Source organism: Labrenzia sp. ATLA3, assembly GCF_057180185.1.
Genome location: NZ_JBXUKV010000003.1, coordinates 1 through 15780, shown reverse-complemented (window position 1 = coordinate 15780; position 15780 = coordinate 1). Strand labels below are relative to the sequence as shown.

Here is a 15780-nt window from a genome sequence, read left to right as displayed (position 1 = left end):
TTTGAAGCGGGATCAACGGGGGCGCAATGCGCAGCAACCTAGCCGGACCGCGCCTTTTGCTCCGCAGGCTTCGCGAAGTCATGGCGGAGCCGATCACGGCGCAGGAGCGACTCGACAAGATCGTGGTTTTAATCGCCTCGAACGTGGTCGCAGAAGTCTGTTCCGTTTATATCCTGCGCGCCGACGGCGTTCTTGAGCTTTATGCAACCGAAGGCCTGAAGAGCGAAGCGGTCCACAACGCGTCGCTGCGCGTCGGTCAGGGTCTTGTCGGTCTGATTGCAGCCGAAGCCCGGCCGCTCAACCTGCCCAATGCCAGTGCCCACCCGGGCTTTGCCTACCTGCCGGAAACAGGCGAAGAGGCCTACAACTCGTTCCTTGGTGTGCCGATCCTGCGGGCTGGCCGTACGCTTGGCGTTCTTGTGGTTCAGAATCAGTCTCACCGGACCTATCTGGAAGACGAAGTCGAAGCGCTGCAGACGACCGCCATGGTGATCGCCGAAATGGTGGCGGCCGGTGAACTGGAAGCCATTTCCCAGAAGGCCACCGGCCTGGATCTTTCCCGGCCGATCACCTCCAAAGGTACCGGCCTTGCGGAAGGCGTTGGTCTGGGGCACGTGGTTCTGCACGAGCCGCGTGTTGTCGTCACCAACCTGATTGCAGAAGATTCGGACCGGGAAAAAAGCCGTCTGGATGCGGCCATCAACCGGTTGCGCCTTTCCATCGACGATCTGCTGGCGAGCGGTGAAATTGCAGCCATTGGCGAACATCGCGAGGTGCTGGAAGCCTACCGCATGTTCGCTTACGATCGCGGCTGGATCCGGAAGATCGAAGAAGCGATCCGTAACGGCCTGACCGCCGAGGCAGCCGTGGAAAAGGTGCAGAGCGACACACGGGCCCGCATGCTGCGCCAGACCGATCCTTATCTGCGCGAGCGACTGCACGACCTTGATGACCTTGCCCACCGGCTGATCCGCGAACTCATGGGCCGCGAGCACGGCCCCGGGATTGATGAACTGCCGCAGGACGCGATTGTCGTTGGCCGCAACATGGGCGCGGCGGAACTGCTGGACTATGGCCGGGACCGCATTCGCGGTCTGGTTCTGGAAGAAGGCGGGCCGACCAGCCACGTAACCATTGTCGCCAGAGCACTCGGCATTCCGACGGTCGGTCTCGTTGACGACATCGTCAGCCTGGCTGATGGCGGCGACGCGATCATCGTCGATGGCGATTCTGGCGAAGTGCATCTGCGCCCGGCCGTGGATCTGGAAAACGCCTACGCGGAAAAGGTCCGCTTCCGGGCGCGGCGCCAGGCCCAGTACCGGCGCTTGCGCAACAAACCGTCTGTTACCCGGGACGGTGTCGACATCTCGCTGCAGATGAACGCCGGCCTTCTGGTTGACCTGCCGCATCTGGACGAGGCGGGCGCGGCCGGTGTCGGCCTGTTCCGCACCGAATTGCAGTTCATGGTGGCGTCTTCGTTCCCGCGCATGCGCGAGCAGCAGTCGCAGTACAGCCAGGTGCTGGATGCAGCTGCTGGCCGTTCAGTCACCTTCCGCTCGCTGGATATCGGCGGTGACAAGGTGCTGCCGTATCTGCGTTCCATCCAGGAAGAAAATCCGGCCATGGGCTGGCGCGCGCTGCGCCTGGGGCTCGACCGGCCGGGCTTGCTCAGAACCCAGATCCGGGCGTTGCTGCATGCGGCTGCCGGGCGGGACCTGAAGCTGATGTTCCCGATGGTGGCGATGGTCGACGAGTTTCGGCAGGCCAAGTCTCTGGTGGACAAGGAAGTCAAGCACCTGCGCCGCCATGGCCACGCCACGCCGGAGAACATCCGCCTGGGCGTAATGGTGGAAGTGCCCTCGCTGCTGTTCCAACTCGAAGAACTGATGTCCCACGTCGACTTCGTGTCGGTCGGTTCCAATGACCTTTTCCAGTTTTTCTGTGCGGTCGACCGGGGCAATACACGCGTCGCCGACCGGTTCGATACTTTGGGCGTCGGCTTCCTGCGGGCCTTGAAATCCATCGTCGACGCCGCAAATAGGGCTCATGTGCCCGTGACCTTGTGCGGGGAACTGGCAGGCCGGCCGCTGGAAGCCATGGCGCTGATCGGCCTCGGCTTCCGGGACCTTTCGATGTCACCGGCTTCTCTTGGTCCGGTGAAGGCCATGCTGAGAACCCTTGATGCGGGACGTCTGTCTGCCAGGTTGCTGCCGCGGCTGGAGCCGGGACACGACGACAGCAACATCCGGGACGTGTTGAAGCGGTTTGCTGCCGAAACCGATGTTGCCCTTTAGCGCTAACGGGCGTAACTCACCGTCATAGCGATTATTTCTGGAGAATCAGCGCGTATGCTGGCGCGTCACAAACTCGATACCCTGCTGGACCGGTTCGCGGAACTCGAACACATGATGTCCGCCAATCCGGATCCGGGCGCTTATGTCAAGCTGTCGCGGGAATACGCCGGGCTGGAGCCGCTTGTCGGCAAGATCCGTGCATTGATCAAGGCGGAAAAGGATCTGGCCGGTGCGAAGGCACTGTTGCAGGATTCGTCTTCCGATGCGGAAATGCGCGAGCTGGCCGAGATGGAGTGCGACGAGCTGGAAGGCCGCGTCGAGGAACTGGCCCAGGATGTGCGCATCGGGCTGCTGCCGAAGGATGAGGCGGATTCCAACGATGCCATTCTGGAAGTGCGGGCCGGCACCGGGGGCGACGAAGCGGCGCTTTTTGCCGGCGATCTCTTTCGCATGTATCAGCGCTATGCCGAATTGCAGGGCTGGAAGGTTGAAATCCTGTCTGCCAGCGAAGGCGAAGTGGGCGGCTACAAGGAAGTGATCGCATCCGTTTCGGGTGAAAACGTCTTTGCCAAATTGAAATTCGAATCCGGTGTTCACCGGGTCCAGCGTGTGCCCGCGACCGAATCGGGTGGCCGTATTCATACGTCCGCCGCGACGGTTGCCGTGCTGCCGCAGGCCGAGAATGTGGATATCGATGTTCAGGAGAGCGATCTGCGGATCGACACCTACCGCGCGTCCGGCGCGGGGGGGCAGCACGTCAATACCACCGATTCCGCAGTGCGCATCACGCACTTGCCGACGGGGATCGTCGTTGCCGTTCAGGATGAACGCTCGCAGCACAAGAACAAGGCGCGGGCCATGCAGCTCTTGCGCGCACGCATTTACGATGAAGAGCGTGAGCGGGCGGCGAGCGAACGGACAGAAGCGCGCCGGCTGCAGGTTGGTTCCGGCGACCGTTCGGAGCGCATCCGCACCTACAACTACCCGCAAGGCCGCGTGACCGACCATCGCATCGGTCTGACGCTTTACAAGCTGGAACAGATCCTGTCCGGCGAAGCGCTTGGTGAGGTCATCGAACCGTTGACCCTGGATCACCAGGCCAACCTTCTGGCAACAGAAGAGGCCTGAGGGTGACCATAGGCCAGCTTTACCGGTCCGTGCGTGACCGGTTCCGGGTGGCCGGATTGCCGACGCCGGACCTGGATGCCAGGCTGCTGGTCAGTGCGGCCCTCGGCCTGCCTCTCTCGGATCTCGTCTTTCGCGAACATGAAGACGCTGCGCTTGCAGCGGCCGGGCTTGCCGAAGCCCATGCGCAGAAACGTCTGGCCGGCATGCCTGTCGGACGGATACTCGGGGAACGGGAGTTCTACGGCCGACGGTTTCTGTTGAACCCGGCCACGCTGGAACCCCGGCCGGACACTGAAACCCTGATCGATGCCGTGCTGGAAAGAACTTCCACCGATGAGGCGCCCGTCATGTGCGATATCGGCACGGGCACGGGCGCCATCGCCGTTAGCTTGCTGGCCGAACTTCCCCGAAGCCGGATGATCGCTGTGGATCTTTCGGAACAGGCGCTGGAGTGCGCTATGGGCAACGCGGCGCTGCATGGGGTCGGTGACCGGCTTCTGACGGTGCGCGCGGATTATACGTCGGCTCTCAGGCCTGAAGGCGGTTTTGACTGGGTGGTCAGCAACCCGCCTTATATCCGCACAGCCGTGCTCGCGGAGCTTTCACGCGAAGTGATTCAGCATGACCCAAAGCTTGCGCTTGATGGCGGCGAAGACGGACTGACGGCCTACGTACGTATTCTCACTGATGCGCAAAAATTGCTTCGTCCAGGGGGGCGAATCGCGCTCGAGATTGGCTTTGATCAGGCGGAAGATCTAAAAAAACAGCTGCGTCATCATAGCTTTGTAGAGATTGAAATCATTAGGGATCTTTCCGGAAACGACCGGGTTGTGGTGGCCCGCAGACCCTAATTTCGCGGATTTGATCCAAAGTCGAAAAAGCACTTGGAAATCGTAACGGAAAGGGGTACGTTCCTCTTGCCGAAACCGGAGATGTTATCAGCGTTTAGCGGGGCATGCGCATCCGGCAGCAGGGTACCGGCGCCAATTCAGCGTTTTGGAAACCGTTGTATATCGGACTATCCGGTGTTTCGGACTGTCGAAGAAAAAGACAATCGCGTTGGCCAGCGGCCTTTAGCGCGCTGCGTATGTTTTCAATGACAGCCGCTAACCAGCATTGTTGGTTTCGGCGGGTATTTCGTGTCGGTTTTAGGCAATTCCGATGTTGGGTCAGTGTAAAGCTGACCGCCGTTCCGCAAGAGAAAACGGCAGGATGAGACCAGGAAATCAAAGCAATAAGCGTATGCGCGGACGGGGCCGCAAGGGCCCTAATCCGTTAACCCGGACTTACGAATCCAACGGTCCTGATGTGAAGATCCGCGGTACTGCGATGCATGTTGCAGAGAAGTACCAGCAGCTTGCACGCGATGCCCAGGCATCCGGCGACCGAGTGATGTCCGAGAATTACAACCAGCATGCGGAGCATTATCTGCGCATTGTGGCTGCCGCGCAGCCGCAACCGCAGCCGACGGCGCATGCATCTTCCCGCTCCGAAGCCGAAGACGGTTCAGAAGCCGCGGTAACGAATGGCTCTGGCCATTCCAACGGCGCGGATCGGCCGGATCGTGATCGGTCAGATCGGCCGGAACGGCCTTCCCAGGATGTGTCCGCTTCGGATGGCGACCTGATGGATGCCGACAGCCCGCAGCCCTTTATCGACGACATGCCTGTCATCGATCAGGAAGGCAAGGTCAACGGCGCTGCCAAGAAGGCGGAGAAAGCCGAAGCCGGTGACGACGAAGCGGATGAAAAACCGCGCCGCCGGGCCCGGACACCTCGTGCACGCACGCCGCGCCGGGCTTCCGGCGAGCAGGCGGATGCAGGTCAGGCTGCTGGCGAAGCCACGCAAAGCACAGAAGCTGCCGCTGGTTCCGAAGAAGAGGAACAGCCGAAGCCACGCCGCCGGGTTGCGCGTCCGCGCCGCCCCAAGGCCACTGAAGATGCTCCTGCCGAGGCACCTGCCGGAGAATGATCCGGTAGCGGGTCAGCCTCTAACAAGCTGAAACAGATAAAACGGCGTCCGTGATGGGCGCCGTTTTTGTTTGGCTTGTTGCGATCTGTCCCAGCAGTGCAGAATAAGATGCCGCAGGGGCTTTTGTGGTGAAAATGCAACACTATATAGAAGGAGCAGCCCGGTAAAAGGCTGTGCGGATGCCCGTATCAGGGGTCCGTATTCCAGATCGTTCCCCACGCTTCGGGTGGTGCGAACGGGTAGGAGGTATCTTATGAACTTTGAAAAATACACTGAGCGTGCACGCGGTTTTGTCCAGTCTGCTCAGACCTTTGCCCTGGGGCGGGGCCATCAGCAATTCGCACCCGAACACATCCTGAAGGTGCTTCTGGATGATCAGGAAGGTATGGCCAGCGGCCTGATCGACCGTGCCGGCGGCAACGCCAAGGCACTGAAGGGCGATCTCGAAGGCCTTCTGGACAAGATGCCGAAAGTATCCGGTGGTTCCGGACAGCTTTACATGGGCCAGGCAACTGCCCGGCTGTTCGAGCAGGCGGAGAAGATCGCCGACAAGGCGGGAGACAGTTTCGTTACCGTCGAGCGACTGCTGCTTGCGCTTGCCATGGACACCGACAGTGAAACCGGCAAGCTGATGAAGCGGCACGGCATCACCCCCAATGCACTGAACGAGGCTATCAACCAGCTTCGTCAGGGCCGGACGGCCGATACCGCGACTGCTGAAAACCAGTACGATGCGCTGAAGAAATTTGCGCGGGATCTGACCCAGGTGGCCCGGGAAGGCAAGCTCGACCCGGTGATTGGCCGTGACGAGGAAATCCGCCGGACCATCCAGGTTCTGTCGCGCCGTACCAAGAACAATCCGGTGCTGATCGGTGAACCCGGCGTCGGCAAGACCGCGATCGCCGAAGGTCTCGCTTTGCGGATCGTCAATGGCGACGTGCCGGAATCGCTCAAGGACAAGCAGCTTCTGGCGCTCGACATGGGCTCTCTGATTGCCGGTGCGAAATACCGCGGTGAGTTCGAGGAGCGCCTCAAGGGCGTTCTGTCCGAAGTCCAGGCGGCTGCGGGCAAGGTGATCCTGTTCATCGACGAAATGCACACGCTGGTGGGAGCCGGCAAGGCAGACGGGGCCATGGATGCGTCCAACTTGCTGAAGCCTGCGCTGGCCCGCGGCGAGCTGCACTGTGTCGGTGCGACCACGCTGGATGAGTACCGCAAGCACGTCGAAAAGGACGCCGCTCTTGCCCGCCGGTTCCAGCCGGTGTTCGTGAGCGAGCCGACGGTTGAAGATACGGTCTCGATCCTGCGGGGCATCAAGGAGAAATACGAGCTCCATCACGGGGTCCGTATCACCGACAGTGCCATTGTTTCGGCTGCTGCTCTTTCGAACCGCTACATCACCGACCGGTTCCTGCCGGACAAGGCAATCGACCTTGTGGACGAGGCCGCCAGCCGGCTACGGATGCAGGTCGACAGCAAGCCGGAGGAACTGGATGAACTGGACCGCCGGATCATCCAGCTGAAGATCGAGCGCGAAGCCCTGAAGGCCGAAAGCGACGACGCGTCCAAGGACCGTCTGACGAGGCTCGAGAAAGAGCTGACGGATCTGGAAGAGAAATCGCAGGCACTCAGCAACCGTTGGGTGGGCGAGAAGGAAAAGCTGCACCTTGAACAGAAGATCAAGGAACAGCTGGAACAGGCCCGCATCGACCTGGAAATCGCGCAGCGGCGCGGCGATCTGGCCAAGGCCGGTGAGCTTGCCTATGGCGTGGTTCCGGAGCTGGAGCGCAAACTCGCGGAAGCGGAAGCTTCCGAGGATGCCGATGCCATGGTCGATGAAGCCGTAACGCCGGCTCATATTGCCCAGGTGGTTTCGAAATGGACCGGTATCCCGGTCGACAAGATGCTGGAAGGTGAGCGCGAAAAGCTGCTTCAGATGGAAGACATGCTGGCGAACCGGGTCATTGGCCAGGCAGAAGCCATCCATGCGGTTGCCACTGCGGTGCGCCGGTCCCGTGCCGGTCTGCAGGATCCGAACCGGCCTATCGGCTCGTTCATGTTCCTCGGACCGACCGGTGTCGGCAAGACCGAGCTGACCAAGGCACTTGCGTCGTTCCTCTTTGATGACGACAGCGCAATGGTGCGGATCGACATGTCGGAATACATGGAGAAGCACTCCGTTTCCCGGCTGATCGGCGCACCTCCCGGTTATGTCGGTTATGAGGAAGGGGGCGCGTTGACGGAAGCCGTTCGCCGGCGGCCGTATCAGGTCGTGCTTTTCGACGAGATCGAAAAAGCGCATAGCGATGTGTTCAACGTGCTGTTGCAGGTTCTGGACGATGGCCGCCTGACCGATGGTCAGGGCCGGACGGTCGACTTCCGCAACACCTTGATCATCATGACCTCGAACCTGGGGGCCGAGTATCTGGTCAACCAGCCGGAAGGTCAGGATACAGATGGTGTTCGCGACGAGGTCATGAGCACCGTGAGGGGCCATTTCCGGCCCGAGTTCCTGAACCGTCTCGATGAGATCGTGCTGTTCCATCGCCTGCAGCGGGCGCAGATGGCCGATATCGTCAAGATCCAGCTGGAGCGTCTGCGGGCTCTCCTCAGCGATCGCAAGATCACGCTGAAGCTGGACGACGGTGCTCTCGGCTGGCTGGCGCAGAAGGGGTACGACCCTGCCTATGGTGCCCGGCCGCTGAAGCGGGTGATCCAGAAGGACGTTCAGGATCCGCTTGCCGAGAAACTGCTCGCCGGCGAAATCCTCGACGGCCAGACGGTCGAAGTCTCGGCCGGTTCGGACCGCCTGATGTTCCAGGTGGACGGATCGGAAAGCGTCGCCGCCTAATCAGCGCCGCCTGCACCGATTGAACAGAAAACCCGCGGAAGGAAACTTCCGCGGGTTTTTCTTTTTGCGCTTCGATTGCCTGCCTCATTTGCGTTTTGTCAAACGGGCCCGAGAAAAGATGTGGTATTCATACATTCATAAATATGAAACTAGAGCCGTACCTTGATGTAACCGCGAGGGTGGCCAATTCGGTTTAGGAGGGTCAAATGACAGTCGATCGTGCGGTAATGATGTTCGCGGGTGCCATGGTGCTCTTGTCCCTGGCATTGGGATATTACGTTTCGCCCTACTGGTACCTTCTCAATGCTTTTGTCGGCCTGAACCTGATGCAGGCATCTGTCACCGGCTTTTGCCCGGCGGCGATCATCCTCAAGAAGCTCGGTATGAAGCCGGGAGTGGCCTTCTCGTAAGGTGGGGGACAAAATGAGGCGCGGTATCTCCATTTTCCTGCTGCTGATGCTGGCGGTAACGTCCGGTGCCGTGTCGGTGGCTCGTGCCGACGACTTTCTGGCCGAGCCGATCACCGTGCCGGAAACCAAGGCAGTGTTTGCCAAGGTCAAGAGCCGGACGGTGGTGCCCGCCCGCGCCCGGATAGGCGGAACCATCAAGACCATTTCCGTGCGCGAAGGCGACATGGTGACGGCGGATCAGGTTATCGCCGTGGTCGTCGACGAAAAAATTGCACTGGAACTGGAGGCCGCCAAGGCCCGGATCGAGGTTCTGCACTCCCAGCTTCACAACGCCCGCACCGAGCTTGAACGGGCCGAGCAACTGGTTGCGCGCGGCAGCGCGGCGCAAAGCAGGCTTGATCAGGTACGGACCCAGTTTGATGTGGTCACCAACCAGACGGTGGCGGCGGAAGCGGAGATGGCGGTCATTCGCCAGCGTGCCAGCGAAGGGAATATCCTGGCGCCGAATGCCGGACGTGTTCTGACGGTGCCGGTCACGGAAGGCTCGGTTATTCTGCCGGGAGAGGAAGTTGCCAGAATTGCGAGCGGCCGCTATTTCCTGCGCCTCTCCATTCCCGAGCGACATGCCGCCCAAATCACGTCAGGTGCGAAAGTTCTGCTGGGCGGGCGTGGCCTGGATCCAACGCAAAATGCAGACGGGAACCAGCAAACCTTCGGAACCATCGTCAAGATCTATCCTGAAATAGCCGAAGGCCGCGTCACGGCGGACGTCGAGGTCGAGGGGCTGGGAGACTATTTCGTCAACGAACGCACGCTCGTTCATGTTCCAGTCGGCACGCGCGAAGTCATTGCCGTGCCGGAGGCGGCCCTTTCCATCCGGCACGGTGTCGATTACGTGCAGGTTGCCGTAGACGGCGGCGCACAGGATGTTGCCGTTGTTCCGGGCGCCCGTGTTCTTCATGACGGGACGGTTCTGGTCGAGATCCTGACCGGACTGCGCGCAGGCGACCTGGTGGTGCTGCCATGAGGCTTGGACTTGCCGGATGGCTGACCCGCTCTTTCATCGGGTCGCCGCTCACCCCCCTGTTTCTGATGGCCTCCCTCGCTCTGGGGCTGATTGCTCTCGTCGCTCTGCCGCGTGAAGAAGAGCCGCAAATCTCCGTGCCTATGGTCGACATTCATGTGGAGGCCAATGGGCTGAATGCGGAAGATGCGGTCAAACTGGTGACGGAGCCGCTGGAGACAATCGTCAAGGCGATCGACGGGGTTGAGCATATCTATTCCCAGACCCAGGACGACCGTGTGCTGGTAACGGCCCGGTTCCTCGTCGGGACCGATGCGGATGCCGCCATTTTGCGGGTGCACGAAAAGATCCGCGCCAACATGGACCGGATCCCTGTCGGTATTCCCGAGCCGCTTATCGTCGGTCGGGGTATCGATGATGTTGCCATTGTCGTCGTCACGCTGACACCCGCACCGGAGGCGGCGGACCGATGGACCGCGAACGGGTTGACCCGGATTGCGCGCGAACTTCAGACTGAAATCGCCAAGCTGCCGGACATCGGCTTGACCTTCATTGTCGGAGAGCAGCCGGAAGCCATCCAGGTGGAGCCCGATCCTGAAAAGCTGTCGCTCTATGGCATCACGCTGCAGCAACTGGCTGCCAAGATCGAAGGGGCCAACAAGTCCTTTCGCGCAGGCTATGTGCGCGAGGCAGGCGAACAGCGTGTGCTGGTGGCTGGCGAGACGCTGCAATCGGCCGAAGAGATCGGCAACCTGTTCCTGACCGCCCGCGATGCCCGGCCGGTTTATGTGCGCGATGTCGCCCGCATTGGCCTGACCACCCACGCGGCGGAGCACAGGGTTGCCAACATCCGGAAAGATGAGGGCCAACTGACCCGGGCTCCGGCCGTGTCGCTGGCCATCGCCAAGCGCCCGGGCACAAATGCGGTGGTGATTTCCGATGAAATCGTCTCCCGGCTGGAGGCGATCCGAGGAGATCTGTTTCCTGAAGACGTGGATATGGAGATCACCCGGAACTACGGCGAGACAGCCAACGAAAAGGCCAACGAACTTCTGTTTCACCTTGGCCTTGCAACAGTCTCCATCGTTGTCCTGATCGCGCTTGCAATTGGCTGGCGTGAAGCGCTGGTCACGCTGGTGGTGATCCCGACCACGATCCTGCTAACGCTTTTTGCAGCCTATTTGATGGGCTACACCATCAACCGTGTCAGTTTGTTCGCCCTGATCTTTTCCATCGGTATTCTGGTGGACGATGCCATTGTGGTGATCGAGAATATCGCCCGGCACTGGGGCATGGCGGATGGCCGCAGCCGTACTCAAGCGGCGGTGGAGGCCGTGGCGGAAGTCGGCAATCCGACCATCATTGCAACTTTGACGGTGATCGTCGCGCTTCTGCCGATGCTGTTCGTTTCGGGCCTGATGGGACCCTATATGGCACCGATCCCGGCCAATGCTTCGGCAGCGATGCTGTTTTCCTTTTTCGTTGCGGTGATACTGACACCCTGGCTGATGATGAAATTCGCGGGCCGCGATGGAGGGCATAGCCACGTTCCGGCCGCCCATGGCGGGGCTCTTGGCCGGCTTTACGTTCTGGCAGCCAGGCCGCTGATCGGCTCGCGCCTGCGGTCCTGGATCTTTTTGCTGCTCGTCGGGATCTGCACCATAGGTTCGCTGGCGCTGTTCTACACCACCGACGTCACCGTGAAGCTGCTGCCGTTTGATAACAAGGCGGAACTGCAGGTGCTTGCGGATCTTCCGGAAGGGGCTTCTGTCGAGGACACGGACAGGATTCTGCAGGAGATTGTTGCCCGATTGGGAGAGGTTCCGGAGATCCTGTCGTTCCAGACCTATGCCGGCACCGCATCGCCTTTCAATTTCAACGGTCTAGTGCGCCACTACTACCTGCGGGCATTGCCTGAGCAGGGCGACGTGCAGATCAATCTCACCGAGAAAGGCGAACGGGACAGGACCAGCCATCAGATTGCGCTGGATATCCGGAACATGCTTGCCGACGTCGACCTGCCTGACGGCACCGTTCTGAAGATTGTGGAACCGCCGCCCGGGCCGCCGGTTCTGGCAACGCTGCTTGCGGAAGTCTATGGACCCGATGCCGACAGCAGACGCGCTGTTGCAAGCAAGGTTCGCCAGGCCTTCGAGGATGTGCCGTTTATTGTTGATGTTGACGACAGCTTCGGAGCCCAGGCTGACCGGGTGCGCATCGCTATTGATCAGGACCGGCTGGAATATCACCGCGTCGAACAGGGTGATGTGTTTGACACGATCCGGCGTCTTTATGCTGGAACCGACGTTGGCTATTCCCACCGGGGACGCGCGCGCTATCCCGTTCCGATCCGGATCCATCTTGCCAAGGGCGACATGGTGATGGGGGAGGCGGTGCTTGCAACGCCGGTGCCGGCCAACGCTCTGCCCGGCGGCCGGGGCGTGATCGAACTTGGCGATGTGGTAACGGTTCGCCGGGAAAAGACGTCCTATCCCGTCTTCCGTCACAACGGTCGTGCGGTTGAAATGGTGACCGGCGAACTGGCCGGTGCGTTCGAAGCGCCCGTCTATGGAATGCTGGCGGTTGGCCAGAAGATCCGTGATATGGACTGGGGCGCCGACGGAGCACCGGTGATCGCATTTCACGGTCAGCCCGAAGACGAAACACGGCCGACCCTGCTTTGGGATGGCGAATGGGAAGTCACCTGGGTCACCTTCCGGGATATGGGCAGCGCCTTCATGATCGCGATCCTGGGCATCTATTTTCTGGTGGTCGCCCAGTTCGGTTCCTTCAAGCTGCCGCTGGTTATTCTGACGCCTATTCCGCTGACGCTGATCGGCATCATGCTGGGGCACTGGCTGTTCGCGGCACCGTTCACGGCGACATCGATGATCGGTTTTATCGCGCTTGCCGGCATCATCGTACGCAATTCCATTTTGCTGGTCGATTTCATCCAGCATTCGCGCACACCGGAAAAACCGCTTCTGGACGTTTTGCTGGAAGCTGGGGCAATCCGCTTCAAGCCGATCCTGCTGACGGCGCTTGCCGCCATGATCGGTGCTGCGGTGATCCTGAGCGATCCGATCTTCCAGGGTTTGGCGATCTCGCTGCTGTTCGGTCTGGCGTCATCGACAATCCTGACGGTCCTGGTGATTCCCGCCATCTATATGGCGTTGCGCCATGGGCGGGTGCCTCAGGAACCGATTTCCGAAACGGGACAGGCGGAAAGTTGACGGGCCGCCGCAGCATTCAGCGTCGCCCGGCTCCAAACAGCCGGGGCGCGGCAGGCTGGCTGGTTGGACCTTTGTCCCGCTCCTGAGCGCAGGTCGAAAACCGACCGGTGCCTAAGGACGGGTCGCACCGGAATTGTTCGATGCGTCTATCGGTACTTTTCAGGAAATCACACATACCTCTATTCGGCCGTGGTCAGGAAGACCCGGCCGAACAGGTGTCGCGCGTGTCAGTTGACTGCAGCGATCCGGGAAGGCTTGCGGACACGGTCCAGCAAGGCATCGACACGGTAGCGTTCGGCTTCGAACGCGGTGCGCATTTCACCCTCCAGCGTCCGGCCCTTGGGCAGCTTGACGCGCATTGGATCCATGAAGCGACCGTTGACCAGCACTTCATAGTGGAGATGAGGCCCCGTGGACAGGCCGGTCGAGCCGATATAGCCGATGATCTGGCCCTGGGTGACGCGTGCCCCCTGCTTGATGCCTTTGCCGAAGCCACTCATGTGGTTGTAGGTGGTGGTGTAGCCGTTGGTGTGGCGCAGTTCCACTCGGCGGCCGTAGCCGGAACTCCAGCCGGCCTTGATGACCGTGCCGTTGCCTGCCGCCATGATCGGTGTCCCGCGCGGAGCCGCCCAGTCCACACCCGTGTGCATCTTGGTGTATCCGTGGATCGGGTGCCGGCGCATGCCGAAGCCGGAGCGGAACCTGCCGCCGTTGAGCGGCTTGCGGATCAGGAATTTCTTCGCGCTCTGGCCGGTTTCGTCATAGAAATCGGTCACGCCGTCGTCAGGTGTGCGGAAGCGGTAGAATTCCCGCGTGGTGTTGCCGGTGTTAAGCGCGGCGTACAGGATCTTCGGCGGGGAATTGGCGTCGCCATCGGTAAAGAACAGCTCGACAGCATCTCCAGGCTGGACGCGCGCATTGAAATCGACATCAAAGGAGAACATGCGCACCAGATCGTTGATGATTTCTTCCGGCATGTCCTGCTCGAGCGCGGTCTGGTAGAGGCTGTCGTAGATGGCCGGCGTCGGGCCGCCATAGGAGACGCGGTCGGCTTCTTCAAACGCATCGGCCAGGAACGTGCTCGGCTCCTTGGCTTCGATATAGGCGCCGCTGTCGGAACGGGCGACGGTGGCCTGGTGTTCGGTATTCTCGTAGAGGCTGACGCGCTCGGGCCGCATCCGCTCCATATCGTCCGGCGAAGGCGCATAGGCGATCCGCAACCTTTGGCCTTCTGTCAGCTCGGTTATGCCGAACAGGTTCGAGAAGGCGTCCGAAATGGCAACGGCTTCGTCCTCGGTGGCATCGTAGTCCATCATGACATCGACCAGATCCTGGTCCTTGGTCACGGGGACGATGCTTTCGTCCATGCCGGCGAAGCGGACATCCTCGTCCTGCTTGGAAACGAAGGAGACGTTTTCCGGCGTGATACGCACGGCGTAACGTTCCAGATCCGGCTGAAGAGCGAGATTGAAATCGAAGCGACCCGGGTCAACAAGCGTTTTCGCCGCCATTTCGACAGCGTCAATGGACATGGTGCGCGCGGTTTCGCGAACAGCCAGCTCGACCTCGGTCTCAGATGGTGTCCGGTCCAGGTCGATATCCTCACTGGAGGATGGGAAGGGGGCAAGCGAAATGCTGACTTCGCTTTCCAGTTTCGCACCGTATATGGAATCTGCCGGAAGGGGGGTGCCGGTTTCCGCAACATTTGCACCGCCGTCATCGTCGTTGTCGGCGAACATGTTCAATGGATTGAACGGCGGAATTTGCTCGGCGAGTTCAGGATCCTTGCGGGTCGCGAGAGTTGCACTGACGAAGATATGCGGCTGGACGCGGATATGATCCCGGTCGCCGTCGCGTGTGACTACGTTGACGTCAATGACATGCTTGCTGGAGTATTCGGCAGCGGTGCGCAGGGCCCGGTCACCCTTGGTGCCGCCGCTGGACAGAGAAAAGCCGTTCCAAAATGCCTCGGAAGAGGGCGCGGCTTCGACACTATACTGTCCGTCGAGCGCGGCCATGAGAGCGCCACCCATCAGAAACAGTGACGTGACGCCAGTCAGGACGGTGCCGGCAAACCAGCGCAGAGACACCTGACGCCGGTCAGACATGCCACTACGGCCTTCGTAACCGCGCAGAGGCGGTTCCTCACCCAACTCTATGCTATGGGACTGCGCGCTATGGAAGGGCCCAAAATGCATTAATACCTGTCCGGTCCTTTTAAGCTATCGCGTCAATCCGAAGGCCGCATCCTTTAGGTGCGGCCAGTTTGTTTCAGCAGCGATAAACATAACAGATCCTGCTACATGCAGTGTTTGATTTAAATCGTCAATTGTTTCTGCACGGATGCCCAACGGGCGAACTGCGTTGCGAAGGTGGGTTACGAGCAGAATTTGTCGGTTCTGTGGTCGCAAGGAGACCTGACACCATCTTTATAAGGGGCTCGTGCAGCCGGCTTGGAGCAATCGGTCCGCCCCAGTCAGAAACGAGGCAAAAGAATCCAGAAAAAATCGCGAGGTACGGTGATGCCACGGGGGGTAAGGCTATGATTTACCTCGGGGATTCCGGGCGTTTCTGGCTATGTGAATCTTTTTTGACAAAGTCTGTTGACTCATCTTCAGGCCATGCGTATAACGCCCTCCATCGACGGCGGCGCCGCCAACACGGCGCTCTTCGCTGTTGGTTCTACCAGACAACTTTGCCGCATCGACCTGGCAACAGGATAGTGGTTAGGCGTCTCTGGTTGAAGGCTTTCAAGCCGCATTTGCTGATTGGCGAATGGTTCTTTGACAATTTGATTATTGAAGGAAGGGAAGCGTAGGCGGCGTTGGCCTTGCGATCTCAGGCTCTTTCGGGGGTTTGGGGTTTTAAG

The 15780-nt window shown here is 60.3% G+C and carries 10 protein-coding genes; 8 read left to right on the top strand and 2 right to left on the bottom strand.

The window, feature by feature from the left end; all coding sequences use genetic code 11:
- The first annotated feature begins 26 nt into the window (after window positions 1-26).
- The 8 genes from ptsP to AC2A6O_RS07900 all read left to right on the top strand — a co-directional run bounded on the left by ptsP (window position 27) and on the right by AC2A6O_RS07900 (window position 12911).
- On the top strand, window positions 27-2294 hold the full coding sequence (ptsP, locus tag AC2A6O_RS07935; RefSeq protein ID WP_498926383.1) for a phosphoenolpyruvate--protein phosphotransferase: 2268 nt from the start codon (window positions 27-29) through the stop codon (window positions 2292-2294).
- Between the two features lie 54 nt (window positions 2295-2348).
- A complete protein-coding gene (gene prfA / locus AC2A6O_RS07930) occupies window positions 2349-3422 on the top strand; it encodes a peptide chain release factor 1 (protein ID WP_498926382.1) in 1074 nt (357 codons plus the stop codon).
- A gap of 2 nt (window positions 3423-3424) precedes the next feature.
- Complete coding sequence (gene prmC, locus AC2A6O_RS07925; RefSeq protein WP_498926381.1) at window positions 3425-4273, top strand: peptide chain release factor N(5)-glutamine methyltransferase; 849 nt, start codon at window positions 3425-3427, stop codon at window positions 4271-4273.
- A gap of 310 nt (window positions 4274-4583) precedes the next feature.
- Window positions 4584-5393, top strand: a complete 810-nt coding sequence (locus AC2A6O_RS07920) for a DUF4167 domain-containing protein (RefSeq protein WP_498926380.1) — start codon at window positions 4584-4586, stop codon at window positions 5391-5393.
- A 253-nt stretch (window positions 5394-5646) separates the two neighbouring features.
- Window positions 5647-8244, top strand: a complete 2598-nt coding sequence (gene clpB / locus AC2A6O_RS07915) for an ATP-dependent chaperone ClpB (protein ID WP_148583481.1) — start codon at window positions 5647-5649, stop codon at window positions 8242-8244.
- Window positions 8245-8450: 206 nt separating this feature from the next.
- A complete protein-coding gene (locus tag AC2A6O_RS07910) occupies window positions 8451-8654 on the top strand; it encodes a YgaP family membrane protein (RefSeq protein WP_148583480.1) in 204 nt (67 codons plus the stop codon).
- 13 nt (window positions 8655-8667) lie between these two features.
- Entirely contained in the window at window positions 8668-9681 is a 1014-nt protein-coding gene (locus tag AC2A6O_RS07905; RefSeq protein ID WP_498926379.1) for an efflux RND transporter periplasmic adaptor subunit, read from the top strand.
- Window positions 9678-12911 (top strand): efflux RND transporter permease subunit, encoded by a 3234-nt coding sequence (locus AC2A6O_RS07900; RefSeq protein ID WP_498926378.1) that lies wholly within the window; start codon window positions 9678-9680, stop codon window positions 12909-12911. The genes AC2A6O_RS07905 and AC2A6O_RS07900 overlap by 4 nt, the downstream gene beginning before the upstream one ends.
- 227 nt (window positions 12912-13138) lie before the next feature.
- Here AC2A6O_RS07900 and AC2A6O_RS07895 read toward each other — a convergent pair whose 3' ends face one another.
- Together AC2A6O_RS07895 and AC2A6O_RS07890 are read right to left on the bottom strand one after the other, a co-directional pair.
- On the bottom strand, window positions 13139-15019 hold the full coding sequence (locus AC2A6O_RS07895) for a M23 family metallopeptidase (RefSeq protein WP_498926377.1): 1881 nt from the start codon (window positions 15017-15019) through the stop codon (window positions 13139-13141).
- Window positions 15020-15525: 506 nt separating this feature from the next.
- On the bottom strand, window positions 15526-15780 hold a 255-nt coding region (locus tag AC2A6O_RS07890; RefSeq protein WP_498926376.1), incomplete at its 5' end, for a hypothetical protein.